25 protein-coding genes, 1 other RNA gene and 1 pseudogene are annotated in these 22,799 nt (G+C 59.3%); 10 read left to right on the top strand and 17 right to left on the bottom strand.

Annotation, left to right across the window (positions count from 1 at the left end; genetic code table 11):
• Positions 1-6 precede the first annotated feature (6 nt).
• Positions 7-747, bottom strand: a complete 741-nt coding sequence (locus J7412_RS15905) for a transcriptional regulator FnrL (RefSeq protein ID WP_209079529.1) — start codon at positions 745-747, stop codon at positions 7-9.
• A gap of 71 nt (positions 748-818) precedes the next feature.
• Here J7412_RS15905 and hemN point away from each other — a divergent pair, with 71 nt between their 5' ends.
• A complete protein-coding gene (gene hemN / locus J7412_RS15900; RefSeq protein WP_209079528.1) occupies positions 819-2,174 on the top strand; it encodes an oxygen-independent coproporphyrinogen III oxidase in 1,356 nt (451 codons plus the stop codon).
• 22 nt (positions 2,175-2,196) lie between these two features.
• On the opposite strand, the gene J7412_RS15895 is transcribed toward hemN, so the two are convergent.
• The 5 genes from J7412_RS15895 to ffs form a co-directional block, all read right to left on the bottom strand.
• Entirely contained in the window at positions 2,197-3,777 is a 1,581-nt protein-coding gene (locus tag J7412_RS15895) for an ABC transporter ATP-binding protein (protein WP_209079527.1), read from the bottom strand.
• The gene (locus J7412_RS15890) at positions 3,774-4,880 is read right to left on the bottom strand and encodes an ABC transporter permease (RefSeq protein WP_209064196.1); all 1,107 of its coding nucleotides are present in this window, start codon (positions 4,878-4,880) and stop codon (positions 3,774-3,776) included. The genes J7412_RS15895 and J7412_RS15890 overlap by 4 nt, the downstream gene beginning before the upstream one ends.
• Positions 4,880-5,968: a microcin C ABC transporter permease YejB gene (locus J7412_RS15885; protein WP_209079526.1), complete on the bottom strand. Its 1,089-nt coding sequence runs from the start codon at positions 5,966-5,968 to the stop codon at positions 4,880-4,882. The genes J7412_RS15890 and J7412_RS15885 overlap by 1 nt, the downstream gene beginning before the upstream one ends.
• Positions 5,969-5,971: 3 nt before the next feature.
• Positions 5,972-7,912 carry an extracellular solute-binding protein gene (locus tag J7412_RS15880; RefSeq protein ID WP_209079525.1) on the bottom strand — a complete coding sequence of 647 codons (1,941 nt, stop codon included), beginning with the start codon at positions 7,910-7,912 and terminating at the stop codon, positions 5,972-5,974.
• 261 nt (positions 7,913-8,173) lie between these two features.
• An RNA gene (gene ffs, locus J7412_RS15875) (signal recognition particle sRNA small type) lies at positions 8,174-8,272 on the bottom strand.
• Positions 8,273-8,453: 181 nt separating this feature from the next.
• Between ffs and nudC the strand changes: the two genes are divergently transcribed.
• Positions 8,454-9,428, top strand: a complete 975-nt coding sequence (gene nudC, locus J7412_RS15870) for an NAD(+) diphosphatase (protein ID WP_209079524.1) — start codon at positions 8,454-8,456, stop codon at positions 9,426-9,428.
• 55 nt (positions 9,429-9,483) lie between these two features.
• Entirely contained in the window at positions 9,484-9,951 is a 468-nt protein-coding gene (locus J7412_RS15865) for an SRPBCC family protein (RefSeq protein ID WP_209079523.1), read from the top strand.
• A gap of 101 nt (positions 9,952-10,052) precedes the next feature.
• On the opposite strand, the gene J7412_RS15860 is transcribed toward J7412_RS15865, so the two are convergent.
• On the bottom strand, positions 10,053-10,889 hold the full coding sequence (locus J7412_RS15860) for a prephenate dehydratase (RefSeq protein WP_209079639.1): 837 nt from the start codon (positions 10,887-10,889) through the stop codon (positions 10,053-10,055).
• 144 nt (positions 10,890-11,033) lie between these two features.
• On the opposite strand from J7412_RS15860, the gene J7412_RS15855 reads away from it, so the two are divergent.
• The gene (locus tag J7412_RS15855; RefSeq protein WP_209064184.1) at positions 11,034-11,561 is read left to right on the top strand and encodes a cytochrome c family protein; all 528 of its coding nucleotides are present in this window, start codon (positions 11,034-11,036) and stop codon (positions 11,559-11,561) included.
• Positions 11,562-11,628: 67 nt separating this feature from the next.
• On the opposite strand, the gene J7412_RS15850 is transcribed toward J7412_RS15855, so the two are convergent.
• Entirely contained in the window at positions 11,629-12,126 is a 498-nt protein-coding gene (locus tag J7412_RS15850; RefSeq protein ID WP_209079522.1) for a protein-tyrosine phosphatase family protein, read from the bottom strand.
• Positions 12,127-12,278: 152 nt separating this feature from the next.
• On the opposite strand from J7412_RS15850, the pseudogene J7412_RS15845 reads away from it, so the two are divergent.
• The 3 genes and pseudogenes from J7412_RS15845 to recR form a co-directional block, all read left to right on the top strand.
• Positions 12,279-14,054 (top strand): annotated as a pseudogene (locus J7412_RS15845) (DNA polymerase III subunit gamma/tau); the annotation flags it as partial.
• A gap of 211 nt (positions 14,055-14,265) precedes the next feature.
• On the top strand, positions 14,266-14,610 hold the full coding sequence (locus tag J7412_RS15840) for a YbaB/EbfC family nucleoid-associated protein (RefSeq protein ID WP_209064176.1): 345 nt from the start codon (positions 14,266-14,268) through the stop codon (positions 14,608-14,610).
• Positions 14,611-14,686: 76 nt separating this feature from the next.
• Entirely contained in the window at positions 14,687-15,277 is a 591-nt protein-coding gene (recR, locus tag J7412_RS15835) for a recombination mediator RecR (RefSeq protein WP_209064174.1), read from the top strand.
• Positions 15,278-15,376: 99 nt separating this feature from the next.
• Here recR and J7412_RS15830 read toward each other — a convergent pair whose 3' ends face one another.
• The gene (locus J7412_RS15830; protein ID WP_209064172.1) at positions 15,377-16,132 is read right to left on the bottom strand and encodes a DUF1013 domain-containing protein; all 756 of its coding nucleotides are present in this window, start codon (positions 16,130-16,132) and stop codon (positions 15,377-15,379) included.
• Between the two features lie 152 nt (positions 16,133-16,284).
• On the opposite strand from J7412_RS15830, the gene J7412_RS15825 reads away from it, so the two are divergent.
• A complete protein-coding gene (locus tag J7412_RS15825; RefSeq protein ID WP_209079520.1) occupies positions 16,285-16,923 on the top strand; it encodes a ribonuclease T2 in 639 nt (212 codons plus the stop codon).
• Here the strand turns inward: J7412_RS15825 and J7412_RS15820 are convergent.
• From J7412_RS15820 to J7412_RS15790, 7 genes are all read right to left on the bottom strand, one after another.
• The gene (locus J7412_RS15820; protein WP_209079519.1) at positions 16,920-17,297 is read right to left on the bottom strand and encodes a hypothetical protein; all 378 of its coding nucleotides are present in this window, start codon (positions 17,295-17,297) and stop codon (positions 16,920-16,922) included. The genes J7412_RS15825 and J7412_RS15820 overlap by 4 nt on opposite strands.
• Before the next feature lie 124 nt (positions 17,298-17,421).
• Positions 17,422-17,985 carry a F0F1 ATP synthase subunit B gene (locus tag J7412_RS15815; protein ID WP_209064165.1) on the bottom strand — a complete coding sequence of 188 codons (564 nt, stop codon included), beginning with the start codon at positions 17,983-17,985 and terminating at the stop codon, positions 17,422-17,424.
• Positions 17,986-17,989: 4 nt separating this feature from the next.
• Entirely contained in the window at positions 17,990-18,532 is a 543-nt protein-coding gene (locus J7412_RS15810) for a F0F1 ATP synthase subunit B' (protein WP_209064162.1), read from the bottom strand.
• A gap of 86 nt (positions 18,533-18,618) precedes the next feature.
• The gene (locus tag J7412_RS15805) at positions 18,619-18,843 is read right to left on the bottom strand and encodes a F0F1 ATP synthase subunit C (protein WP_090027589.1); all 225 of its coding nucleotides are present in this window, start codon (positions 18,841-18,843) and stop codon (positions 18,619-18,621) included.
• 89 nt (positions 18,844-18,932) lie between these two features.
• Positions 18,933-19,691, bottom strand: coding sequence for a F0F1 ATP synthase subunit A (locus J7412_RS15800; protein WP_209064159.1), 759 nt, complete (start codon positions 19,689-19,691; stop codon positions 18,933-18,935).
• 2 nt (positions 19,692-19,693) lie between these two features.
• The gene (locus J7412_RS15795) at positions 19,694-20,050 is read right to left on the bottom strand and encodes an AtpZ/AtpI family protein (protein WP_209079518.1); all 357 of its coding nucleotides are present in this window, start codon (positions 20,048-20,050) and stop codon (positions 19,694-19,696) included.
• 229 nt (positions 20,051-20,279) lie between these two features.
• The gene (locus tag J7412_RS15790; protein WP_209079517.1) at positions 20,280-21,158 is read right to left on the bottom strand and encodes a LysR substrate-binding domain-containing protein; all 879 of its coding nucleotides are present in this window, start codon (positions 21,156-21,158) and stop codon (positions 20,280-20,282) included.
• Positions 21,159-21,266: 108 nt separating this feature from the next.
• Here J7412_RS15790 and J7412_RS15785 point away from each other — a divergent pair, with 108 nt between their 5' ends.
• Together J7412_RS15785 and J7412_RS15780 are read left to right on the top strand one after the other, a co-directional pair.
• The gene (locus tag J7412_RS15785) at positions 21,267-21,497 is read left to right on the top strand and encodes a hypothetical protein (RefSeq protein ID WP_209079516.1); all 231 of its coding nucleotides are present in this window, start codon (positions 21,267-21,269) and stop codon (positions 21,495-21,497) included.
• Between the two features lie 51 nt (positions 21,498-21,548).
• Complete coding sequence (locus J7412_RS15780; protein WP_209079515.1) at positions 21,549-21,896, top strand: metalloregulator ArsR/SmtB family transcription factor; 348 nt, start codon at positions 21,549-21,551, stop codon at positions 21,894-21,896.
• Here the strand turns inward: J7412_RS15780 and J7412_RS15775 are convergent.
• A complete protein-coding gene (locus J7412_RS15775; RefSeq protein WP_247743973.1) occupies positions 21,893-22,792 on the bottom strand; it encodes a DMT family transporter in 900 nt (299 codons plus the stop codon). The two genes, J7412_RS15780 and J7412_RS15775, sit on opposite strands and share 4 nt — an antisense overlap.
• Between the last annotated feature and the right edge of the window lie 7 nt (positions 22,793-22,799).

Below are 22,799 nucleotides of genomic sequence, written 5' to 3'. Positions count from 1 at the left end.
TGGCTCTTAGGCCATCATCCCGCCGTCGCTGTCATCTCCGGCCTCATCCAGAAGTCGCTGAAAGTCCGGCACAGTGACATGGCGTTTGCCGTCCAGCACAATCACGCCGTCCTTTTTGAGCGCGGAAATCTGTCGGCTCACCGTTTCAAGCGTCAGGCCCAGATAATCCGCCATCGCCTCGCGGGTCAGCGGCAGGTCAAACACCATTTCTTCGTGGCCGTTCACCAGCTTCAGCGCCGCATCGCGACGCCCGATGATCGACAGAAGGCTGGCGATTTTTTCACGCGCGGTCTTACGACCCAGCACAAGCATCCATTCGCGCGCGGCATCCAATTCGTCGAGCGTCATTTCCAAAAGCCGCTGCGCAACATGCGGCGTCTCCACCATCATGGTCTCAAAGGGCTTGCGGCGGAAACAGCACATGACAACATCTGTGGTTGCCACAACATCATAGGTCGCAGCTTCGCGACCCGGACGCCCCACAAAATCGCTGGGTAGCAAAAGCCCAACCATCTGCGTGCGCCCATCTTCCATGGTCTGCGTGAGGGACGCAATCCCGGACACCACAGAGCCCACAAACTCCATCCGGTCACCGGACCAGATGATGGTCTGCCCCGCTTCAAAACTCCGGTAGTATTTCATCTCCTCGAGCCGATCGAGCTCGTCTGCGTCACAGCGCGCGCAAACAGCGCGGTGCTGGATCGGGCAGTTCTCGCAACCGCCAACAAACTTCGTAAGATCAGTCATTTTATAAGCCATACCTGGAATTGATCTGGGTCAAGGATAGTGAGTCGTGTTTTGAGGTACCCCCTACGCCCATGGAAACGGGAAAACAATTGGCGAAACTGGGGCTGTTTGACGCAAAAGTACCGCGTTATACCAGCTACCCCACCGCCCCGCATTTTGAAAATAACGTAAACCCAGACACTTACAAGGAGTGGATTCAGTCTATTCCGTCAGGTTCTGAGGTCTCTCTATACGTGCATGTGCCTTTTTGCCGCCGCCTCTGCTGGTTTTGCGCCTGTCGGACACAGGGCACCTCCACGCTTTCGCCGGTGGCGTCTTACGTCGAGACCCTAAAGCAAGAATTGTTGATTCTCAAATCTATCTTACCGGAGGGCGTGCGCCTGTCGCGCCTGCACTGGGGTGGCGGCACGCCAACTCTGCTTGACCCCGGCATGATGGAAGATCTCGCGGGTGCCATTTTCGACGTGGCCCCGATGGCACAGGACGGCGAGTTCTCTGTCGAGATTGACCCCAATGAGATTGATGAAGCCCGTCTGGCCGTTCTGGCAAAGGCCGGGATGAACCGCGCCTCCATTGGCGTGCAAGACTTTGACGACGATATCCAGAAAACCATCGGCCGCATTCAAGGCTATGACATCACCCGCGAAGCGGTCGACATGATCCGCGCGCACGGCGTCAAAAGCGTGAATGCCGACATTCTCTTTGGACTGCCCCATCAGACACAAGCGCGTATCACCGAAAGCGTGCAGAAGCTGCTGTCGCTGTCTCCTGATCGCGTCGCGCTTTATGGCTATGCCCATGTGCCATGGATGGCGAAACGCCAGCAGATGATCCCATCTGACGCGCTACCCACGCCACAGGAACGCCTTGCGCTGTTTGAAACAGCCCGTCAGCTCTTCCTCTGGGACAACTACGACGAAATTGGCATCGACCACTTCGCGACCAAGACCGACGGTCTTTCCGTGGCACAGCGCAACGGCACCCTGCGCCGTAACTTCCAAGGCTACACCGACGACATGGCCGATGTTCTGCTGGCGGTCGGCGCCTCTTCGATCGCACGTTTCCCGCAAGGCTACGCGCAGAACGCTCCGGCCACCTCGGCTTACACCGCAGGCATCCGCGAAGGGCGTTTCACAACCTCGCGCGGCCACAAGTTCACCGGGGATGATCTCCTACGCGGCCGGATGATCGAAGCGTTGATGTGTGATTTCCGCATTGAGTCAGATGAAATCGTTGAGCGGTTTGACATCTCCCGCGCCGCGCTGAACGAGATGTTCTCCAAGGTGATGGCGCAATTCCCGAACATGCTTGCCTTGGAAAGCAACGCCTTGGTGATCCCGCCTCAGGCACGGCCGCTCACCCGGATGATTGCCCGCGCCTTTGACGCTTATGATATGAGCAAAGCACAACACAGCGCCGCGATCTGATCGCGGCGTTGCCGTTTTCGGCCTACCCGTGCGCTGCGGCCAGCAGCTCGCGGGTATAGTCGGTCTGTGGGTTTTCAAACAGGGCCTCGGCAGTGCCCTGCTCCACCACATCACCCGCGCGCATCACCATGATCTTGTGACTCATGGCGCGCACCACATGCAGGTCGTGGCTGATAAACAGATAGGCCAGCCCGTATTTTTCCTGAAGGTTGCGCAGCAGCTCCACGATCTGAACCTGCACCGTCATATCCAGCGCTGATGTCGGCTCGTCCAACACCACCAGCTTGGGGCGCAGGATCATGGCGCGGGCGATGGCGATCCGCTGGCGCTGCCCACCAGAGAATTCATGCGGATAGCGATCCATGGTTGCGGGGTTCAGACCCACCTCTTCCATGACTTCGGCAACAAGCGTGCGCGTGTCCCGTCCATCCGGATTGCCATGCACGCCAAGCCCTTCTGAAATGATCTGCTCACAGGTCATCCGCGGGCTCAGGCTGCCAAACGGATCCTGAAACACAATCTGCATGTCTTTGCGCAGCGCACGCAGCTGCCGCGTGTTCCATTTACGCACATCATTGCCGACAAAGCCGATTTTGCCGTCGCTGGAAATCAGCCGCATCATCGCCAGTGCCAGCGTCGTTTTTCCCGATCCACTTTCGCCCACGATGCCAAGCGTCTCTCCGGCGCGCACCGTCAGGCTCGCGTCATTCACCGCTTTCACATGGCCCACCGTGCGCTTCAGCAATCCCTTTTGGATGGGGAACCAAACCCGCAGGTTTTGCGCTTCGCTCACCACATCCGCCCCGTCCGGAACCGGCGCAGGATGGCCGCTCGCTTGCGCACTCAGCAAAAGCTGCGTGTAGGGATGCTGCGGATTTTCAAAGATCTCCGCGACCGGACCGGCCTCGACGATCTCGCCATCCTTCATGACACAGACCTTATCCGCGATGCGACGCACCACGCCCAAATCATGGGTGATGAACAACAGCCCCATGCCTTCGGATTTCTTCAGCTCGGCAAGCAACTCCAGAATCTGCGCCTGAATGGTCACGTCAAGCGCGGTTGTCGGCTCATCAGCAATCAGAATGTCAGGCTTGTTGGCCAGCGCCATGGCAATCATCACACGCTGCCGCTGTCCGCCAGACAGCTCGTGCGGATAGGCCGTCAGGCGCTGTTCCGCATCGCGCAATCCCACTTTGTTGAGCAGATCCAAAATCCGGCCACGCGCCGCATCCCCCGTCACGCCCTGGTGCAGGGCAAGGCTCTCGCCAAGCTGCTTTTCAAGCGTATGCAAGGGATTGAGGCTGGTCATCGGCTCCTGAAAGATAAAGCTGATGTCATTGCCGCGCACCTGCCGCAGCAGATTTTCAGGCGCACCAACCATCTCTTGCCCATCATACTGCACCGAACCCTGCACCTCGGCACTACCGGGCAGCAGCGACACCGTGGACAGAGCCGTCACCGACTTGCCCGACCCGGACTCCCCGACCAGCGCCACGGTTTCCCCGCGATCCACGCTGAACGACACACCTTTCACGGCCTCATGAAGCTGCCCGTCTTGGCGAAACCCCACCCGCAGGTCTTTGACGTCCAGAATGCTCATGAAAAGGTCTTTCTCGGATCAAACGCATCGCGCACGCCTTCAAAAATGAAGACCAGGAGCGAGAGCATGATGGCAAATGTGAAGAAGGCGGTGAAGCCAAGCCACGGCGCCTGCAGGTTCTGCTTGGCCTGAAGGGTCAGCTCGCCAAGGCTCGGTGCCGAAGATGGCAGACCAAAGCCGAGGAAATCCAACCCCGCCAGCGTGCTGATCGTGCCGGTCACAATGAAGGGCAGCATGGTCACGGTCGCGACCATCGCATTGGGCAGCATATGGCGGAACATGATCACACGGTTGCTCACGCCCAGCGCCTTGGCCGCGCGCACATACTCAAGGTTCCGCGCCCGCAGGAATTCTGCGCGCACCACGCCCACCAGCGCCGTCCAGCTGAACAACACCGTCAAGAGCACAAGCAGCCAGAAACTGCGCCCCACAATCGCAAACATGATGATGATGATATAGAGGCTTGGCGTGGCGCCCCAGATCTCGATCACCCGTTGGAAAATCAAATCCAACCAACCGCCAAAATAGCCCTGTACCGCCCCGGCCACGATGCCAATCAGGCTTGCCGCCGCTGTCACGAGAAGGGTGAAGAAAATCGACAGGCGGAAGCCATAAAGCACACGCGCAACCACATCCCGTTTGCGGTCATCTGTTCCCAGCCAGTTCTGCCCATCCGGCGGCAATGGTGCCGCACCGGAACGATCCACCGGCGTGTCATAGCTGTATGGGATGAGCGGCCAGAGCGCCCAGCCTTTGTCAAACCCGTCCGCGCTGTAGGTGCCCGCATCCAGCTCTTCGAGGATGTCTTCGGGCACATCAAAACAATCCTCAACACCCCCGGTGGAGATCAGGCATTGCACGACCGGGTCTTTATAGTCGGCTTCGGTTTTGAAATCCCCACCAAAGGTCGTTTCAGGGTAGAAACTAAAAACAGGCGTAAAGAACTCACCGCGATAGTTCACAAGGATCGGCTTGTCGTTGGCAATCAGCTCCGCAAACAGGGAAATGCCAAAGGCCACGCAAAAGATAATCAGCGACCAGAAGGCGCGGCGATTGCGTTTGAAGTTGCTCCAGCGGCGCTGGTTCAGTGGAGACAGCGCCATCAGCCTTCCCTCTTCTCAAAGTCGATGCGCGGATCGACCAGCACATACATCAGGTCCGACAGGATACCGACCACAAGACCGATCAAGCCAAACACAAAGAGCGTGCCAAAGATCACGGGGTAATCTCGCGCCACCGCTGCCTCAAAGCCAAGCCTCCCCAGCCCATCAAGTGAGAAGATCGTCTCGATCAGAACAGAGCCGCCAAAGAACACACCGATAAACACCGCTGGGAAACCCGCGATCACAATCAGCATCGCATTGCGAAACACATGCCCATAAAGCACACGCCGCTCTGTCAGCCCTTTGGCCCGCGCCGTCATCACATAGTGTTTCTTGATTTCATCCAGAAAGCTGTTCTTGGTCAAAAGCGTCAGCGTCGCAAAGGCCGAGATGGTGGAGGCGATCACCGGCAACGCGATGTGCCAGGCATAATCCAGGATCTTGCCCAAGGTTGTCAGGTCTTGGAAGTTGTCAGAGGTCAGCCCCCTGAGCGGGAATATCTTGAAGTAAGACCCGCCAGCAAACAGCACCAGCAACATGATCGCAAACAGAAAGCCCGGAATGGCATAGGCAATAATGATCGCCCCGGATGTCCAGGTATCAAAGGCCGTGCCGTCCTTCACCGCCTTCCGGATGCCTAAAGGAATGGACACCAGATAGGCAATCAGCGTTGACCAAAGCCCAAGCGTGATCGAGACCGGCATCTTCTCCAGCACCAGATCAATCACCGTGATCTTGCGGAAATAACTCTCCCCGAAATCCAGCGTCAGATAGTTCCCCATCATATTGAGAAACCGCTCCAGCGGCGGCTTATCAAAACCGAACTCCCGCTCAAGCTCCTCGATGAATTCCTTGGGGAGCCCGCGCGCCCCAAGATACTCGCTGTCAGAGCCAAAGGTCTCTTCCCCGCCGACATCTTCATTGCCACCAGCAAAGCCTGAGAACACATCGCCCTCGCCCTGCATTCGGGCAATAACTTGTTCCACCGGGCCACCGGGGACAAATTGAACCAGAGAGAAATTGATAATCATAATCCCAAGCAACGTCGGGATTATGAGCAACAGTCTGCGGAGAATATAGGCGCCCAAAGCTTACTTCCTTAGCGCACCCGAGGCGATCAGCACCTCGTGTTTCTCTTTGTTGTACCACCAAAAATCAAGCACACCGACCGCATAGGGCGGCAGCTCTTCGGGCCGCTCATACATGTCAAAGTAAGACACCCAGGTCTCCGGAACATATCCGGCGTGGGCAATCACACGCTCATAGCGCAACGCGCGATCCAGCGCCGTCAGCGCGACAACCTCATCCTCCCGCGATGTGGTCGCAAGCGCCGCATCGATGATGGCATCCACCATCGGGCTGCGCAGGGCAGAGGGATTGTAGGAGGAAACTTCCGCGGTTTGCGACCCAAACAGCTGTTTCAGGCCGGTGCCAGCGGAGGAGAAGGTCAAAATCCGCGTATGGATCAGGTCATAGTCCTTATCGAGGAAACGCTGCTGTCCCTGCGCGCTGTCGACTTTGTCAGCTTTGACCTTGATGCCCCAATTCGCCAGCGTCTTCACGTAGGCCTCAATGGTGGCAAGCCGGGTTTCATCCCAGCTGGAGATCACGAGGAAATCAAGCGACATCTGCGTGCCGCTGGCATCCACCATCTCGCCGTTGTCATTCACTGTCCAACCGGCTTTTTCAAACAGCTTGAGCGCCGCGCGCTTGTTGCGACGGTCAATCGGGTTGGACGCTTTGGAGGTGTGCGGCACCACCGCAGTCTCTGTCAGCATCTCAGGCGGCACAACATCGCCCAGTGATTTCAGAAACGCCAGCTCTGCCCCTTCGGGCACGCCTTTGGCCTCCCATTCCTGCCCTTCCACAAAGGACGAGCGCTGGGTGGTGAGGTCAAACTGCAGCGATTCCCGCGTCCACTCGAAATTGAACGCCAGCGAAAGCGCGTGGCGCACATCGCGGTTGTCAAGCGGCGCGCGCAATGTGTTGAAAATCACGCCGCTGTTGTTTGGCGCGGTGCCATCAGGCAGCGCCACTTTCTTCACCGAGCCGTCATTCACACCGGGGAAATCATATCCCGTGGCCCAACGCTTGGTCGATCCTTCGGTGCGGAAGGTATATTCGCCCGCCTTAAAGGCCTCAAACTCCGCAGTCGCATCGGAGAAATACTCGATCCGTACGCGATCAAAATTGAACCGGCCAACATTGGCGGGGTGGTCCCAGCCCCAGTAGTTGGGGTTTTTCTCATAAACCACATAGCGGTTAAACTCATAGTCACCGACCTGATAGGGACCGGACGCCATTGGCGACAGCACCGAAGGCTCATCCAGCCGCTCACCCGTCTCCTGGTACCAGGCTTCAGAAAAAATCGGCGTGCCACCAACCTGACTGATCAGAGAGCGGCGCGAAATGCCGTCGGCAAAAGTATATTTGATCGTGTGGTCATCAATGACCTCCACACCTGTGATGCGTTCACTCACCGAGCGCGCGTAAGAACGGATGCCCTGCTCAAGGAACAGATTGTGCGTAAACGCGGCGTCCTGAGCGCGCAGCGGCGTCCCATCGCGGAAGACCACATCGTCGCGCATGTGGAACACGCACCACGTCTTGCTTTTGGGGTATTCGACCTCTTTTGCGATCAGACAGTAGCTGTCGGTAATCGAATCCGCAGGCGCACCACCGCCCCACGGCATCTCCGCAAACATCGCTTCGGCCACAACACCTGAGGCCGTCTCGGGATTTCCGCGCCACGCAAACCGGTTGAAACCATCAAAAGTGCCGCGCGCACTCAGCGTGATCTGACCACCTTTGGGGGCGTTCGGGTTCACATAATCAAAATGCGGATAATCCGCCGGGTACTTCAGGTCGCCAAAGAACGAATAGCCATGCGAGCGGATGATCTCGTCCTCGTTGGCAAAGGCCATCCCGCTGCCAAGCCCTGCGCCAATCGACAACGCGCCCCCGCCCATCAGGCGCAGCGCACCGCGTCGGTCAAACATAGGTCCAGCAATTCTTATGGTTTTTTCGGTCATTTGGCCTCTCCTGCACCCACATGTTCACTGTGTTTACGTGTTAGATAAGCTAAAGGTTTCAACCAACAAACTTCAAGTTCTCAATGACTCAATATGGCGTGAATGTTTGCGCATCAAATGCCGGCAAAGCTGCACCACGGCGCATTCATGCGGCCAAGGCGCTTTTTAACGCCAAAACAAAGGCATAACCTCTGTTAGACGCCCTCTGCAAAAAGGCGATTTTCCACAGCAAACGGTCTGAAACATTTGTGGGGAGAAGTAAGGTGAGAGGCTGGACAACGACCCAAGCGGGGCTCGTTACGGCTGCTTCCTTCCGGATCTGACCGGGTTGGCGAGGCGCTTACCCGCGCCAACCTCTCAAGATCCGATATAGGGCGCACGCGCGGCAGATGCAAGCGCCTCTGGCCAACTCTGCCGCCGGAGCAGGCACCCCTGCCCGCCTCCCGCATAGGCACCACCAGACAAAGCTGTGATCTCAAACGCCTTTCCATTGCAGCGACGGCACGATCATGCCACTCATCTGCGACAAGAGGAGCCAGGCATGAGACACGCAGAAACCGTCACCTTTGGAGGCTCAGGCCTCAACCGCGCCGCCGAACTGCGCGGAGAGAAAGCCAACGCGCTGGCCAAGCTGCCGAGCAGCCGCACCATTGTTGTCTGGCGCGGCAAATCCCTGCTGTCTGGCTCAGACACTGACAGTTTGGTGCAGCTCCCTATGGATCACCTGCTGCTTAACGAAGCGGCAAACCCGCCGGTCCCGCCGATATTCCTCGGCCTGTCAGAGGACGGCAGCGCGCTCTTTGCCCATGACATTTCCGCCTGGGAGCCTGAGGCGCAGGATCTCACAACCATCAATCAGTTCTTTGATCCCTCCGAACAGCACCACCCCGCCCTGCCGGAAGACCATCGTTTTGTAGAGCTGCGCGCGGCAATGGCGCGTCTGTCAGCGCGCGATGCCGAGCTTGCGGCCACCACGCGGGCGATTTTTGGCTGGCACCGGTCACATCGCTTCTGCGCGGCCTGCGGCGTGGAAAGCCGCATGGCCATGTCCGGCTGGCAACGGGATTGCCCGTCCTGCGGCACCTCGCATTTCCCTCGCACGGACCCGGTGGTGATCATGCTCATCACCCATGGCAACAAAGTGCTGATGGGCCGCTCCCCCGGCTGGCCCGACGGGATGTACTCGCTTTTGGCGGGCTTCGTGGAACCCGGCGAAACGCTTGAAGCGGCTGTACGGCGCGAGGTTGTCGAAGAATCAGGCATCAAAGTGGGCGCGGTCTCTTACCTCGCCAGCCAGCCCTGGCCCTTCCCTTCCTCGTTAATGTTTGGCTGCCGGGGCGAGGCCCTGACCCAAGACATCACCGTGGACCCAAATGAACTTGAGGACGCCCTCTGGGTCAGCCGCGAAGACATGCTGGATGTCTTTGCTGGCAACCACCCAAAACTCAAGCCCGCTCGGATAGGTGCAATTGCACATTTTCTTCTTCGGAACTGGCTTGCAGACAGATTGGATTGACGCGAAACTTGCGCCGAACAGCGCGACAACCATCCTGACCCAAAGCAGAGGCCCAATGGAACTTACCGGAAGAGAAGACATCGACGTTCCCATCGAACAAGCATTCATCATGCTCACGGACGTTGAAGTCTACGAACGGTCAGCCCTGCGTCGCGGCGCCGATGTCACGCGCCTTGACACCCTGCATCACGCAGGCGTTGGGGCGGAATGGCAGATCTCCTTTATCTTTCGCGGCAAAGCACGCGAGGTACATCTGGAGATGACGGGCTATGACCGGCCCAATGAAATCGCCATGAAGGCCAAGATCGGCGGGCTGGAAACCGACGTGAAAATCGAACTGGTGGCCCTGTCGCGCACCAAGACACGCATCCAATTCTGGTGCGGCATGCGTGCCAAAACCCTGTCTTCCCGCCTGCTGCTGCAGTCTTTGAAGCTGGCGCGGGGTAATCTGACCAACCGGGTCAGCAAACGTCTGGCGCATATGCGTGAGGATTTTGAGGACCGCTACGCCCAGAGCGCTTGACCCGTTTAGGCTTTAGCGCGCGAGCGGCTGCCCCAATTTCATAAGACAAAAGGCGCCCCATGAGGCGCCTTTTTCTGTTTTCAGATCCCGATTGGCCGCGCCTACGTCAAACGGTCCTGATCCGCAGGGTAGACCCCGATGATCGACACATTTGTGGTGAAATAGCGCAGCTCATCCATCGCCAGTTGCACCGCCGGATCCTCAGGATGCCCTTCAATGTCCGCATAAAACTGCGTCGCCGTGAAGCTCCCGCCCACCATGTAGCTTTCCAGCTTGGTCATATTGATGCCATTGGTGGCGAATCCCCCCATCGCTTTGTAAAGCGCGGCCGGAATGTTGCGCACTTCAAAAACAAAGGTGGTCATCATCTTGCGGTCTTCGCGACGCGCATAGTTCGGCTCACGTGACATGATCAGGAAGCGGGTGGTGTTGTGACCGTGGTCTTCCACATCCGTTGCCAACACATTCAACCCGTAGATCTCCGCCGCCAGCTCAGAGGCCAGCACCCCTTCATTGGTGCGCCGATGCTCTGCCAACTCACGGGCCGCGCCCGCACTGTCCGCAGCGGAATAGGCCTTGATCTTGTGGGAGCGCAAAAACGCGGCGGATTGCGGGATCAACACCATATGCGCCCGCACCGTATCGATGTCCTCAAGCGGCACACCCGGCAGGCCCATCAGGCTAATTCTGACGCGCACAAAGGCTTCATCAACGATGTGCAGGCCGCTTTCGGGCAAAAGACGGTGAATGTCTGCCACACGCCCATAGGTCGTGTTCTCAATCGGCAGCATGGCCAGATCCGCCTCGCCGCTTTTCACCGCAGCGATCACATCCTCAAAGGACCGGCAGGGCATGGCCTCCATCTCCGGGCGTGCGTTCTGGCACGCCTCATGTGAATAGGCCCCCGGCTCGCCCTGAAATGCGATGCGATTGGTCAACTTGGTCATTCCTGCCCCCTCTGCGCCTTCCGACCAACGCAAGAATTGCGCAAGTAGGGGCGTTTGGTCGCGGTAACTACACCTTGCGTTTTGACAGGGGAAGCGCGTAGATAGCCAGCAAACGCCACGAAACGGAAACGTAGCATGTTCGACACGATGACAATCACCAAAGTAGTCGGCGCACTTTGCGGCGCGCTGCTTATTTTCTTGCTGGGCGGCTGGGCTGCCGAAGCGCTTTACCACACCGGTCCAAAAGGACACGGTGACGGCCATGCCAAGCAGGCTTATGTGATTGAAGTTGAAGGCGCAGACAGCGGCGCGGCCGAAGTCGACGAAGGTCCGTCTTTCGCAGAGCTTCTGGCCAGCGCAGATGTGGACAAAGGCGCCAAAGTCTTCAGCAAATGTAAAGCCTGCCACAAACTTGATGATGGTGCCAACGGCACCGGCCCACACCTCTTTGGCGTTGTAAACCGCGCCGTGGATTCGGTTGACGGCTTCAACTACTCCGGCGCGCTGGAGCAAGTGGCCGACGTTTGGTCCCCAGAAAACCTCGACGGTTTCCTGACCAACCCAAAAAGCTATGCACCAGGCACCAAGATGGCCTTCTCCGGTTTGAAAAAGCCAACAGACCGCGCCAACCTGATTGCCTATCTGGAAACGATCGGCAACTGATCTGATCGCCAGATATCTGTTTTGAAAGGCCGCAGTTCTTCTGCGGCCTTTTGTTTTGGCAGCCCCGCTACGCCTGTTGCAGCGCGCCCTCTGTGGCCCACCGCATCTGCGCATCAGTTTCCACAGTGCAGGGCCGCACCGCCCGCAACCGCTTCAGCGCATCCTCCGGCGCCTCCCCGCAGGCCAGCATCAGCCTCAGCACAATCATCCCCGAACGCCCGCAACCACCCCGGCAATGGACAAGCACGTGCGCTCCACCGCGAAGCGCTTTCAGAATCTCCTGCTGCAACGCGCCCCAGGCTTCCGCCTCATACGCCTCGGGCACATCAAAATCCCGTATCGGAAAATGCATCCAGGCGATTCCCTGCGCCTCAAGCTGTTGCGGCAGCGCCGCGGCGCCCAAAGCTTGCTGCTCCTGCGTTTCGGTGAGGCTCAGCACCCGCTCTGCGCCCCAGTCCGCCAAGGCGCGCACATCCTCAACGAGCGCACCTGTGCTGCCGGGCAGCCGCGCGAGCGCCAGCTGTCCCCCGCCAACATCCAAAGCGCTTATCTCAAATCGTTCCATCACCCATCGCTCCACTGCCCAAACACAGCGCATGCCCGATTGCAGAGCCCTGCCCCTGCCTATATCCGGTGGACGCGCCGCCCCCTGCCGCTTAACCTGCGTCAGACCATTGCCACTGACCACCCGAATCTTACGGGCGGAAATCTCACAGGACGACCATGACCGACACTCCCGACACCGGCTATCAGGTTCTCGCGCGCAAATATCGCCCCGAAACCTTCGCGGATCTTGTCGGGCAGGACGCCATGGTGCGCACGCTCAAAAACGCGTTTGAGGCCGACCGCATCGCGCAAGCCTTTGTCATGACGGGGATTCGCGGCACCGGCAAAACCACGACGGCGCGGATCATCGCCAAAGGCATGAACTGTATCGGTCCGGATGGCACCTCGGGCCCCACCACCGAGCCTTGTGGAGAGTGCGAACATTGCGTCGCGATCATGGAAGGCCGCCACGTTGACGTGATGGAGATGGACGCCGCCTCCCGCACCGGTGTGAACGACATCCGTGAAATCATCGATTCCGTGCACTACCGCGCGGCTTCGGCACGCTACAAGATCTACATCATCGATGAGGTGCACATGCTCTCCACCAGCGCGTTCAACGCGCTGCTCAAAACGCTGGAAGAGCCCCCCGCCCACGTCAAATTCATCTTCGCCACCACCGAAATTCGCAAAGTTCCGGTGACCGTGCTGTCCCGCTGTCAGCGGTTTGACCTGCGCCGGATCGAACCTGAAGACATGATCGGCATGCTCACGCGCATCGCCACAGCCGAGGGCGCGGAAATCGCCGAAGATGCACTCGCGCTGATCACCCGCGCCGCAGAAGGCTCTGCGCGGGACGCCACGTCCCTGCTGGATCAGGCGATTTCCCATGGCGCTGGCGAAACCACAGCCGATCAGGTCCGCGCCATGCTGGGCCTCGCAGACCGGGGTCGTGTGCTTGATCTCTTTGACATGATCCTGCGCGGTGATGCGGGCAATGCACTCAATGAGCTGTCTGCCCAATATGCCGACGGGGCCGACCCGATGGCGGTGCTGCGCGATCTGGGCGAGATCACGCATTGGGTCTCCGTTGTTAAGATCACACCGGAGGCGGCCGAAGATCCCACCGTCAGCCCCGATGAGCGGTCGCGTGGTCAGACCATGGCCAATGAGCTGCCCATGCGCGTTCTGACCCGGATGTGGCAGATGCTGCTCAAGGCACTCGAAGAGGTGGCCGCCGCACCAAACGCCATGATGGCCGCGGAAATGGCCATCATTCGTCTGACCCATGTGGCCGACCTGCCCAGCCCCGAAGAGCTGGTGCGCAAGCTGCAGGACACCCCGCCGCCGCCACCCTCGCCCGGAGGCGGCAATGGCATGGGCGTGCCAGCGGGCGGCGGCACGGTTGCGCAAGGCGCACCGATGGGCCACGCCCCCCAAGGCGGCGGCGTGACCGCACGCGCAGGCGGCCACGGCCAAGTCACCGCTCTGGCCCCTCAGAACGTCGCGGAGCTGGCCAAATACCCGACCTTCGAGCACGTGATTGAACTGATCCGCCAGCAGCGCGACGTGAAACTGCTGGTGGAGGTGGAAGGCGGCGTGCGGCTGGCCAACTACTCCCCGGGCCGCATCGAGTTTGAGCCCGCGCCTAAGGCCCCCAACGATCTTGCTCAACGTCTCGGCAGCCGCCTGCAGCGCTGGACCGGCAGCCGCTGGGCTGTCACGCTGGTGAACACCGGCGGCGCACCCAGCGTAGCGGAAATCCGCGACGCCGCCAAAAACCAGATGCGCGCCGAGGCCGAAGCCCATCCGCTGGTCATGGCCGTGATGGACGCCTTCCCCAAAGCCAAGATCACCGAAATCAAATCGCGCCGCGATCTGGCCAATGAAGCCCTCGCCGAAGCCCTCCCCGAAGTCGAAGACGAATGGGATCCATTTGAAGAGTGAGCCACGTCTAGGAAATGGTGCAGTGGACCATTTCAGGTGCGAACGGGCGGAGCCCAGCCGTCTCAGAAACCGTTTTCCGCAGCCAACCTACGCCTCTCACCACAACAAGCGCCATTTCGCGCCGGTCACGCATCTTGCGCCCCCCGCCCCCTTGTTCCTAAGCCCCATCGCCCGTATCTACTCTGCAAAGAAATCCTCTAGGAGACGACCAATGCTCAAAGGTCTAGGCAATCTCGGCGACATGGCCGGCATGATGAAAAAAGCCCAGCAAATGCAAACCAAGATGACCGAGATGCAGGACGAGCTGCACAACATCATGGTTGTTGGCGAAAGCGGCGCGGGCCTTGTCAAAGCCACAGCTTCTGCCAAAGGCGAGCTGAAGGCGCTGGACATTGATCCCTCTATCTTCAACGGCGATGACAAGGAAGTGGTCGAAGACCTGATCCTCGCCGCCATCAAAGACGCACAGTCCAAAGCCGCCGAGCGCGCGCAGGACGAACTGGGCAAAATCACATCCGAGCTCGGCCTGCCCGCCGACATGAAACTGCCCTTCTGATCTTCAGAAACCCTTCTGTGCACCGGGCTTTTTCTTGCTATAACTGGCGAAAACAGTCGCCAGAAAAGGCCCGGACATGAGCAGTTCCGAAATTGATACGCTGATCGAGATGATGGCCAAGCTGCCCGGGCTTGGCCCCCGCTCCGCCCGCCGCGCGGTACTGCATCTGATCCGCAAACGGGCGCTCCAGCTCACCCCCCTTGCCGATGCCATGCAAGCCGTCGCCGTCAGCGCGCGGGAATGCCTGAATTGCGGCAATGTCGGCACCTCTGACATCTGTGACATCTGCACCTCCGAGAAACGCGCCACAGGGGTGCTCTGCGTCGTAGAGGACGTGTCAGACCTCTGGGCCATGGAACGCGCCAACGTCTTTGACGGGCGCTATCACGTGCTTGGCGGCACGCTCTCCGCACTTGAGGGCGTCGGCCCCGAGGAGCTCTCCATCCCTCGCCTGATGGACCGTGTGGTCAGCGAAGGCGTCACCGAGGTGATTCTGGCGCTCAACGCCACCGTCGATGGGCAGACCACGGCGCACTACATCGCCGATCAATTGGAAGGACAGGTCACCCTGACCTCGCTGGCACAGGGTGTGCCGGTTGGCGGGGAACTTGATTACCTTGACGAAGGCACCATCAGCGCCGCGCTGAACGCCCGTAAATCGCTCTGACTATATTTGACGTGCGACAGCGCTTTTGGGGGCCTGTCAAAAGCAAAAAGGCCGCGCAAGATATGCACGGCCTTTTGTAATTTCACATGAGCGCTGCGCTTAGCGAGGCTGCTCTTCTTCGTCGCCACCTGGCAGGTTGAAGAAGCTGTCCGCATCCGCGAATTCATCATCGCTGCGGGTGTCGGTGTCATCCTCGTCATCATCCGCAAGGGAGAAGGTTTCCAGACCTTCGATGGCGGATGGGATTTTCGGCTCCGCTTCCATCTCCAGCGACTGTTCGGTGGACACCAGCTTACGACGCTCATCATCAGACATGATGCCGCCTTCTGCCGCTTTCTTCGCCGCCGCTTTGTTCACTGCGAGGTCCAGCTCAGACTGCTTACACAGGCCCAATGCCACAGGGTCGATGGGCTGAATGTTGGCAATGTTCCAGTGGGTCCGCTCGCGGATCGCCTGAATGGTTGGCTTGGTTGTACCAACCAGCTTGCCGATCTGACCGTCAGACAGCTCCGGGTGGAACTTCACCAGCCACAGGATAGACGCAGGGCGGTCCTGACGCTTGGACAGCGGGGTATAGCGTGGCCCACGGCGTTTCTCTTCACCAGAGGCGGCCGCGTTGAACTTGAGCTTCAGCTTGTGCAGCGGGTTGTTCTCCGCCGCATTGATCTCTTCCTGCACCAGCTGGTTGTTGGCTACCGGGTCAAAGCCCTTCACGCCAGCAGCCACATCGCCATCCGCGATGCCCTGAATTTCCAGCTCATGCATGCCCACAAAATCTGCGATCTGTTTGAAGCTGATCGTGGTGTTGTCCACCAGCCAAACGGCGGTGGCCTTTGGGTGCAGCAGCTTGGCCATGTCTTAACTCCTTACGCTCTCTCCCCCCGACGAAGATACAGTTTTCCCGTCGTCTGACTTTTGTCAGACGGCACCGATGGTCTGGTGCGGGTTTCCGTTGTCGGGGAACTTAAGGCCGATATAGTGCGCCTGAGCAAAAAAGGAAAGAGTGAATGCGTTCATTGCTTGCAGCCGCCCTTCTCGCACTGACTGCCCTGCCTGTCTGGGCAGAAGGCGAGACCGCCGGAGAGTTTGACTATTACGTTCTGGCGCTCAGCTGGTCGCCCAATTGGTGCGCCATGGAAGGCGACGCCAAAGGCAGCCCCCAATGTGACGCCTCTGAAGATCACGGCTGGATCATGCATGGCCTCTGGCCGCAGTTCCATCAGGGCTGGCCGTCTTATTGCAGCTCCGCAGAACGCAACCCGCCGCGCCATCTCACCAACGCCATGGCTGACATCATGGGCACCTCAGGGCTGGCTTGGTATCAGTGGAAGAAACACGGCACCTGCTCCGGCCTGTCTGGCGAAGACTACTACGCCACGGCGCGCAAGGCCTATGAGAGCGTTGTACGCCCACCTGTCTTCCGAAAAGTGAAAGAAACCATCACCCTGCCCGCAGCTGTGGTTGAAGCGGCTTTCCTGAAGGCCAACCCCGCGCTTGAGCCAGACATGGTGACCATCACCTGCCGAGGAGACTTCATTCAGGAAGCGCGCATCTGTATGAACAAATCGCTGGAGCCTGTGCCCTGCGGCCGCGACGTAGTGCGCGACTGCACGCAGACAAGCGCGCGCTTTGATCCGGTGCGTTAGACCTCGTTGATGCGCAGGGCGCCCTTACGGGCCTCTGCGCATTTGCCACGCACGAAATCCGCGCTCTCCAGATCAGCCTCAATGGCTTTCACTGCCCCACCTCTGCTGCGCATATAAAACGGCACAGAGCCAGCAAAGCTTGGCGCGCTCAGGTCGCCGCAATAGACACGATCCCCATTGCTCAGCGCATAGCTCTCAAAGCGGGAGAAACGCACCGCCCCCGGCGTGGCCGTCTGCTCCGCAATCTGGTTCTTGGCCCAGAACACCTCATCAGGCGCGGCTGAGGTTGGGCTTGTGGCCACACGAGTGGTGCTGGCGCAGCCCATGGCAAACAGCAAGAGGGCGGCTGAAAGGGTGAGACGCGATGCAGGCATAAGGGATCCGGTGCTCAAAAGATCAGTTTCTGCAGATCTTCCATCACAGCATTGCGGCATCAGCAAGGCGAAACAAAAAAACCCGGCCACAGGGGCCGGGTTTTTCAACTCTATGCACATAGGATCAGTGCAGCTTGGCATCCACTTCTGCGATACCGGCATCGATCAGCTTGTTGGCAGCTGCCGCGCTCATCTGGCCTGCGATCACTTCGCGGGCCGCGCCAACAGCAACAACCACAGCCTGGTCGCGCACTTCTTTCACAGCCGCAGCTTCAGCAGAGGCAATCTGATCTTCCGCAGCGGCCAGACGGCGCGCGATGGAGTTTTCCAGATCGACCTTGGCCTGATCAGCCGCCGCCTGAGCTTCGGCTTTCGCCTGCTCTACGATGCGGGCCGCTTGCTCCTGCACTTCTTTCTGCTTGCGCTCATAAGACGCCAGAACGGTCTGGGCTTCCTCACGCAGGGCGCGGGCTTCGTCCAGTTCCGATTTGATGTCATCTGCGCGCTTGTCCAGCATGCCGCCCAGCAGGGAAGGCACTTTGAAGTAGAACAGAACCGCGATGAACAGGATAAAGCCGAGCGTCACGATGAAGTCGGTGTTCTTCAGGGAGAAGAACGGGCCGCTTGCTGCGAGCGCAGGTGTTGCGCTCAACGCCATAAGGGCAGCAAATGTGGTCAGTTTCCGCATTGTCTTACCCTTTCATCTGCGCATCAACGGCCTTGGCCACTTCTGCGTCATCTGCCGCACCGCCCAGGGCTGTTACCAGCTCAGAGGTGGTCGCGTTGGCCACGTCCTTGATGCTCTCAAGCGCACCGGCACGGATCTCGGCAATCGCCTTCTCCGACTCAGCGGCTTTCGCTGCAATCTCTGCGTCCGCCTTTTCGGTGGCGGCGTTCAGGTCGGCCTGGATTTCCGCTTTGGCCTCGGCAACGATGCGCTGCGCTTCGGCTTTCGCGTCCGCAAGGGCTTTGTTGTAAGCCTCTTCCGCTTCCACGGCCTTCGCCTTCAGCTCTTCAGCTGCGGCGATGTCATTTGTAATGGTCCCCTGGCGCTCAGCCAGAACCGCAGCAATGCGCGGCAGCGCGATGCGCGACAGGACGAGATAGATCACAACAAGTGTGACCAGAAGCCAGAAAATCTGGTTGCCCCAGTTCGAGAAATCGAGCTGTGGCATGCCCGGTGCAGAGGCGGCCTCTGCTGCGTGGCCTGCGGCGTCAGTCGTTTTGGTCGCCATGTCGTCCTCCTGGGAACTTCCGTTGGGTTACGGGCGGGGCGCAAGCAAGTGCGCCCGCACCCGCACGTAAGGATGGTTCCGTAGGCTTAGACGGCGAACATCAGCAGCAGAGCAACCAGGAACGAGAAGATGCCCAGTGCTTCTGCGAATGCGATGCCGATGAAGAGAGTTGCAGTCTGGGAAGCAGCTGCGGATGGGTTGCGCAGAGCGCCGGCCAGGAAGTTGCCTGCGACGTTACCAACACCGATTGCGGCTGCGCCGGAACCGATTGCTGCGAGACCTGCGCCGATGTGTGCGAGTTGACCTTCCATGGGGGTATCTCCTTACGATTGGAAGTTTGAATTCAGGGTTGTTTGGTTTGAGCCTGTGTCGGGTGCGCCGTCAGGGCGCACCACAATCCTTAGTGTGACGGATGCAGCGCATCTTTCAGATACACACAGGTCAGAATGGTGAAGACGTAGGCCTGGATGAAGGCCACCAGGACCTCAAGACCGTACATCGCGGTGATCGCAACCACGGAGACCGGGCTGACAACTGCGATCGCGGCAAAGCCTGCGAACACTTTGATCACGGCGTGGCCTGCCATCACGTTACCAGCGAGACGAATGCTGTGGCTGACGGGGCGCACGAAATAGGAAATCACTTCGATGATGGCGAGGATCGGGCGCAGCGGCAGCGGCGCGCTGGAGACCCAGAACAGGCCAAGGAAGCCTGCGCCGTTCTTCACAAAGCCCACCACAGTCACCGTGACAAACACCAGCAGCGCCAGAACAACGGTCACAGCAAAGTGGGAGGTGGTGGTGAAGGACATCGGGATCAGGCCGAGGAAGTTGGCCATCACGATGAACAGGAACAGCGTCATGATATATGGGAAGAATTTCACGGCATCTTTGCCCGCAACATCCTCAACCATCTTGTAGATGAAGCCGTAAGCCAGCTCACCGATGGACTGACCACGGCTTGGCACGATTGCGCGGCGGCGTGTGCCAACCACCATCAGAGCCACAACAGCGACAACCGCCAGCGCCATCCAGAGGGTTGCGTTGGTGATGGTGAACAGGCCGATGTGATCGCCACCAAACAAAGGTTTGATGATGAACTGGTCCATCGGGTGGAATACCAGACCGCCTTCTTCTGCGCCGTGTGCTTCGCTTGCCACGTTCAATCCCTCTCGTCTCTCTCGGCAGCCTTGGCTGCCTTATCTAGCTTTGCGGCCTCGGCCGCTTGTTTCTCTTCGATCTCTTTGGCGCTGCGCAGCATCACATTGATGCCAGCGGCCAGACCGAACATTGTAAACAGCACCATGAAGATCGGGAGTGTCCCGAACAGGCTGTCCAGCCCGTATCCGATGCCAAAGCCGATCCCAAGACCGGCCACCATTTCTATCACCATGCGCCAGGCCTGATTGGCTGCCGAATAGTGCTCATCAGCGCGGGGCTTTGGGTCCTGGGCCTGTTTGGCCGCTGCGAGCCGCTCCTCAAGACGCTGCATTTGGTCTTTGTGGTCGGTCTCGCGCACGCGCAATTTACCCCTTGCTAACGATGGCGCATTGCTACGGTGGCCAGCGCTGTGAGTCAACAGACTTGGCACGACCCTTTGGCCCCGCACAAATTATTGTTTTTAAACACTATTACCAAAATCACCAGAAGACCTCACCGCCAACACACGGCGCATCCCGCGCGCATTTGAGCCAAATCCTATATTCAACCTTTTGGTTGATTTTGCCCGCCACCCCGCCTCAGCTGGACTAAGAAGATCGAAACGGCGCCGTGACGTCCAGCAACCAGTCCTGAAACAGACGCACCGAAGAGCGCCGCACACCACGACTTTCATGCACGAGGAAAAAAGCCCCGTCGCGCAACCCGACATCAAAACAGCGCACAAGCCGGCCGGTCGCAACATCATCCGCCACCACTTCCGCTGAACACAAAAGCACCCCAAGCCCCTTTAGGGCCGATTCATAAGCAAGGGCCGAGCGCAGCCGCCAGCTTGTCTCCGGCACCCCCTCCGGCGACACTCCAGCAGCTTCAAACCAGCGCCGCCACAGATCCGTATTGCGATCCCGGTAGCGCACCATGTGCAACAAGTCCTCCGGCGACTTCCCGGCAATCAGGTCCGGCGCGGCATAAGCATGGAGCGGCGCATCAGACAACAGCTCGCAAGGTTCAGCCAAAGCCCCGCTGTGGGCAAACCGCACCGCCAGATCAGCCTCATGCCGCTCCACATCCGCAAGATGGTGTGAAGTCTCAAGCCGCAGATCAATTTCCGGATGGCGCGCATAGAACTCTACCAGCCGTGGAATGATGAACCGTTCAGCGAACAACGGCTCGCTGTTCACCCGCACTTGGCCCGCAGGCACTTCCGCCAGCTCTTCCGTGGCCTCCGCAATCATATCCAGCGCAGGCACGATCCGCTCCAGATAACTGCGCCCCTCCAGCGTCAGCGTCACCCCGCGCGGCAAATCCCGGAACAGCTTCACGCCCAGCCGCGCCTCCAGCCCGCGCACATGACGGCTCACCGCCGAATGTGCCACATTCAGCTCCTCCGCCGCCTTGCTGAAGCTCTCATGCCGTCCCGCCGCCTCAAAGGCGCGCAGTGCGTTTAACGGTGGTAGGTTTCTGGACATGGCTCAATTTGTGCCTTTTTGGCACATAACCTGTCAAGAAACCCTGTTTGAGCAGGCGTCACGTCTCTGAAATAGTCAGAAACACAGTCAGTATCCGGGAAATCCCCCATGCCCAGAGCCAAAACTGCGCCACGCCGCGCAACGATACCTCATGCCCAAACGAGGTGGCAGTCCCCGCGCCATATGCTGCGCTGGCTCTTACGCCATCTGGCGGATGCGCGCCAATTTTACCCGCCGCTCTCAGATCATCTGGCGCGGGACATCGGCCTGACCGCCACAGACCTTGAACCGCGCAGAACACAGCTGCCCTCGCGGCACACCCACCATCCTTATGGCTGAGCGCGCGGCAAGTCCCTTTCACAATGCGCGTTGCATCGTTACATAAGCCTCATGGCGTCATCTTTAGATACAGTCTTCTCCGCGCTTGCCGATCCAACCCGCCGCGCGATCCTCACCATGCTTCTGGAAGATGACATGGCGGTCTCCGATGTGGCTGACCCATTTGAGATGTCCCTCGCCGCAATTTCCAAACACCTGATGATCCTGACCAAGGCAGGCCTGATCTCACAGGAAAAGCGCGGCCGTGTGAAATGGTGCAAGCTCGAGCCAGACGCCCTGCGCGCCGCCTCTGTCTGGATGCAGGGGTTCGGACAGTTTGAGCCCATCCATCTGGATGCGTTTGAGCGCTTCCTTGAGGTCGAGCTCACCGACACGCCACCGGCAGGCGATACAGCCTAGGTATCTCCCTCAAGCAGCATCAACAGCGCAATGCAGGTCAGACCGATCCCAACCAGCACCAGACGGGTAGGCGCACCGTTCCCAAGCGCTATCTCCCAACAGATCACCCAGCTTGGCACCAGATAGGTATAGGCCATCACCTTAGCACTTGGCAGGTTGAGCGAGGCAAACTGCACCAGGACAAAGGTCACCGCGCTGGCAAAAACGGCCAAATAGACAATGGTGCCCCAGACCAAACCGCTCAAAGACAGCCAATCGGTCGCCAGAATGTCACGCGCGCCATAGGCCGACAGGATCAGAAGCCCCGCCACAAGCGTGCCGAACGTAAACACCACCGGCGCCTCGCCCCGGTTCAGCTTGCGCACCATCGGCGTATAGAGCGCGTGCAACATGCAGCCCCAGAAGTAATAGATTTCGCCCTGCCCGACCTCAAACCGCCGGAACGCGGCCCAATCGGCCCGAAAAATCACCCAAAGCGCGCCCACCGCACCAATAGCCAGCGCCAGCAACATTCGCCGTGTGGTGATCTGCCCAAGCAGCCCCCAGCCGAACACCGCCGACATCACCGGCGTCAGCGTGAAAACCGCCGCCGTGCTCACAGGATGCGCTGTTTTCAGCCCCTCAAACATCAGCACAAAATACCCGGCAAACAGACCGCCTAGGATCAGATAGCGCCACGGTGCGCGCCATGCCGTGCGCGGCAGCCCCTTGGTGGCCAGCGCCGCCACTCCGATCACCGCCGCCGCGATCAGAAACCGCACCGCATTCAACGCCGCAGGCTCCACCGCATTGGCGCTCAAAGAGCCCAGCGAGAAGGATCCTGCCACCAGTGCTGAGAACAGCAGCATCGCCAAATGCCCCCGCAGCGGCAGGCTCAGCTTTGGTTTCGCGGCCATCTTCATT

The organism is Shimia sp. R9_3, assembly GCF_017743755.1.
GTDB lineage: Bacteria > Pseudomonadota > Alphaproteobacteria > Rhodobacterales > Rhodobacteraceae > Shimia.
This window is presented reverse-complemented; position numbering and strand designations above follow the sequence as displayed.

Bases quoted from the DNA above. Each gene is read 5' to 3' on its own strand.
- J7412_RS15905 (WP_209079529.1), bottom strand. From the start codon at position 747: ATGACTGATCTTACGAAGTTTGTTGGCGGTTGCGAGAACTGCCCGATC.
- hemN (WP_209079528.1), top strand. From the start codon at position 819: ATGGAAACGGGAAAACAATTGGCGAAACTGGGGCTGTTTGACGCAAAA.
- J7412_RS15895 (WP_209079527.1), bottom strand. From the start codon at position 3,777: ATGAGCATTCTGGACGTCAAAGACCTGCGGGTGGGGTTTCGCCAAGAC.
- J7412_RS15890 (WP_209064196.1), bottom strand. From the start codon at position 4,880: ATGGCGCTGTCTCCACTGAACCAGCGCCGCTGGAGCAACTTCAAACGC.
- J7412_RS15880 (WP_209079525.1), bottom strand. From the start codon at position 7,912: ATGACCGAAAAAACCATAAGAATTGCTGGACCTATGTTTGACCGACGC.
- nudC (WP_209079524.1), top strand. From the start codon at position 8,454: ATGAGACACGCAGAAACCGTCACCTTTGGAGGCTCAGGCCTCAACCGC.
- J7412_RS15865 (WP_209079523.1), top strand. From the start codon at position 9,484: ATGGAACTTACCGGAAGAGAAGACATCGACGTTCCCATCGAACAAGCA.
- J7412_RS15855 (WP_209064184.1), top strand. From the start codon at position 11,034: ATGTTCGACACGATGACAATCACCAAAGTAGTCGGCGCACTTTGCGGC.
- J7412_RS15850 (WP_209079522.1), bottom strand. From the start codon at position 12,126: ATGGAACGATTTGAGATAAGCGCTTTGGATGTTGGCGGGGGACAGCTG.
- J7412_RS15840 (WP_209064176.1), top strand. From the start codon at position 14,266: ATGCTCAAAGGTCTAGGCAATCTCGGCGACATGGCCGGCATGATGAAA.
- recR (WP_209064174.1), top strand. From the start codon at position 14,687: ATGAGCAGTTCCGAAATTGATACGCTGATCGAGATGATGGCCAAGCTG.
- J7412_RS15830 (WP_209064172.1), bottom strand. From the start codon at position 16,132: ATGGCCAAGCTGCTGCACCCAAAGGCCACCGCCGTTTGGCTGGTGGAC.
- J7412_RS15825 (WP_209079520.1), top strand. From the start codon at position 16,285: ATGCGTTCATTGCTTGCAGCCGCCCTTCTCGCACTGACTGCCCTGCCT.
- J7412_RS15820 (WP_209079519.1), bottom strand. From the start codon at position 17,297: ATGCCTGCATCGCGTCTCACCCTTTCAGCCGCCCTCTTGCTGTTTGCC.
- J7412_RS15815 (WP_209064165.1), bottom strand. From the start codon at position 17,985: ATGCGGAAACTGACCACATTTGCTGCCCTTATGGCGTTGAGCGCAACA.
- J7412_RS15810 (WP_209064162.1), bottom strand. From the start codon at position 18,532: ATGGCGACCAAAACGACTGACGCCGCAGGCCACGCAGCAGAGGCCGCC.
- J7412_RS15805 (WP_090027589.1), bottom strand. From the start codon at position 18,843: ATGGAAGGTCAACTCGCACACATCGGCGCAGGTCTCGCAGCAATCGGT.
- J7412_RS15790 (WP_209079517.1), bottom strand. From the start codon at position 21,158: ATGTCCAGAAACCTACCACCGTTAAACGCACTGCGCGCCTTTGAGGCG.
- J7412_RS15785 (WP_209079516.1), top strand. From the start codon at position 21,267: ATGCCCAGAGCCAAAACTGCGCCACGCCGCGCAACGATACCTCATGCC.
- J7412_RS15780 (WP_209079515.1), top strand. From the start codon at position 21,549: ATGGCGTCATCTTTAGATACAGTCTTCTCCGCGCTTGCCGATCCAACC.
- J7412_RS15775 (WP_247743973.1), bottom strand. From the start codon at position 22,792: ATGGCCGCGAAACCAAAGCTGAGCCTGCCGCTGCGGGGGCATTTGGCG.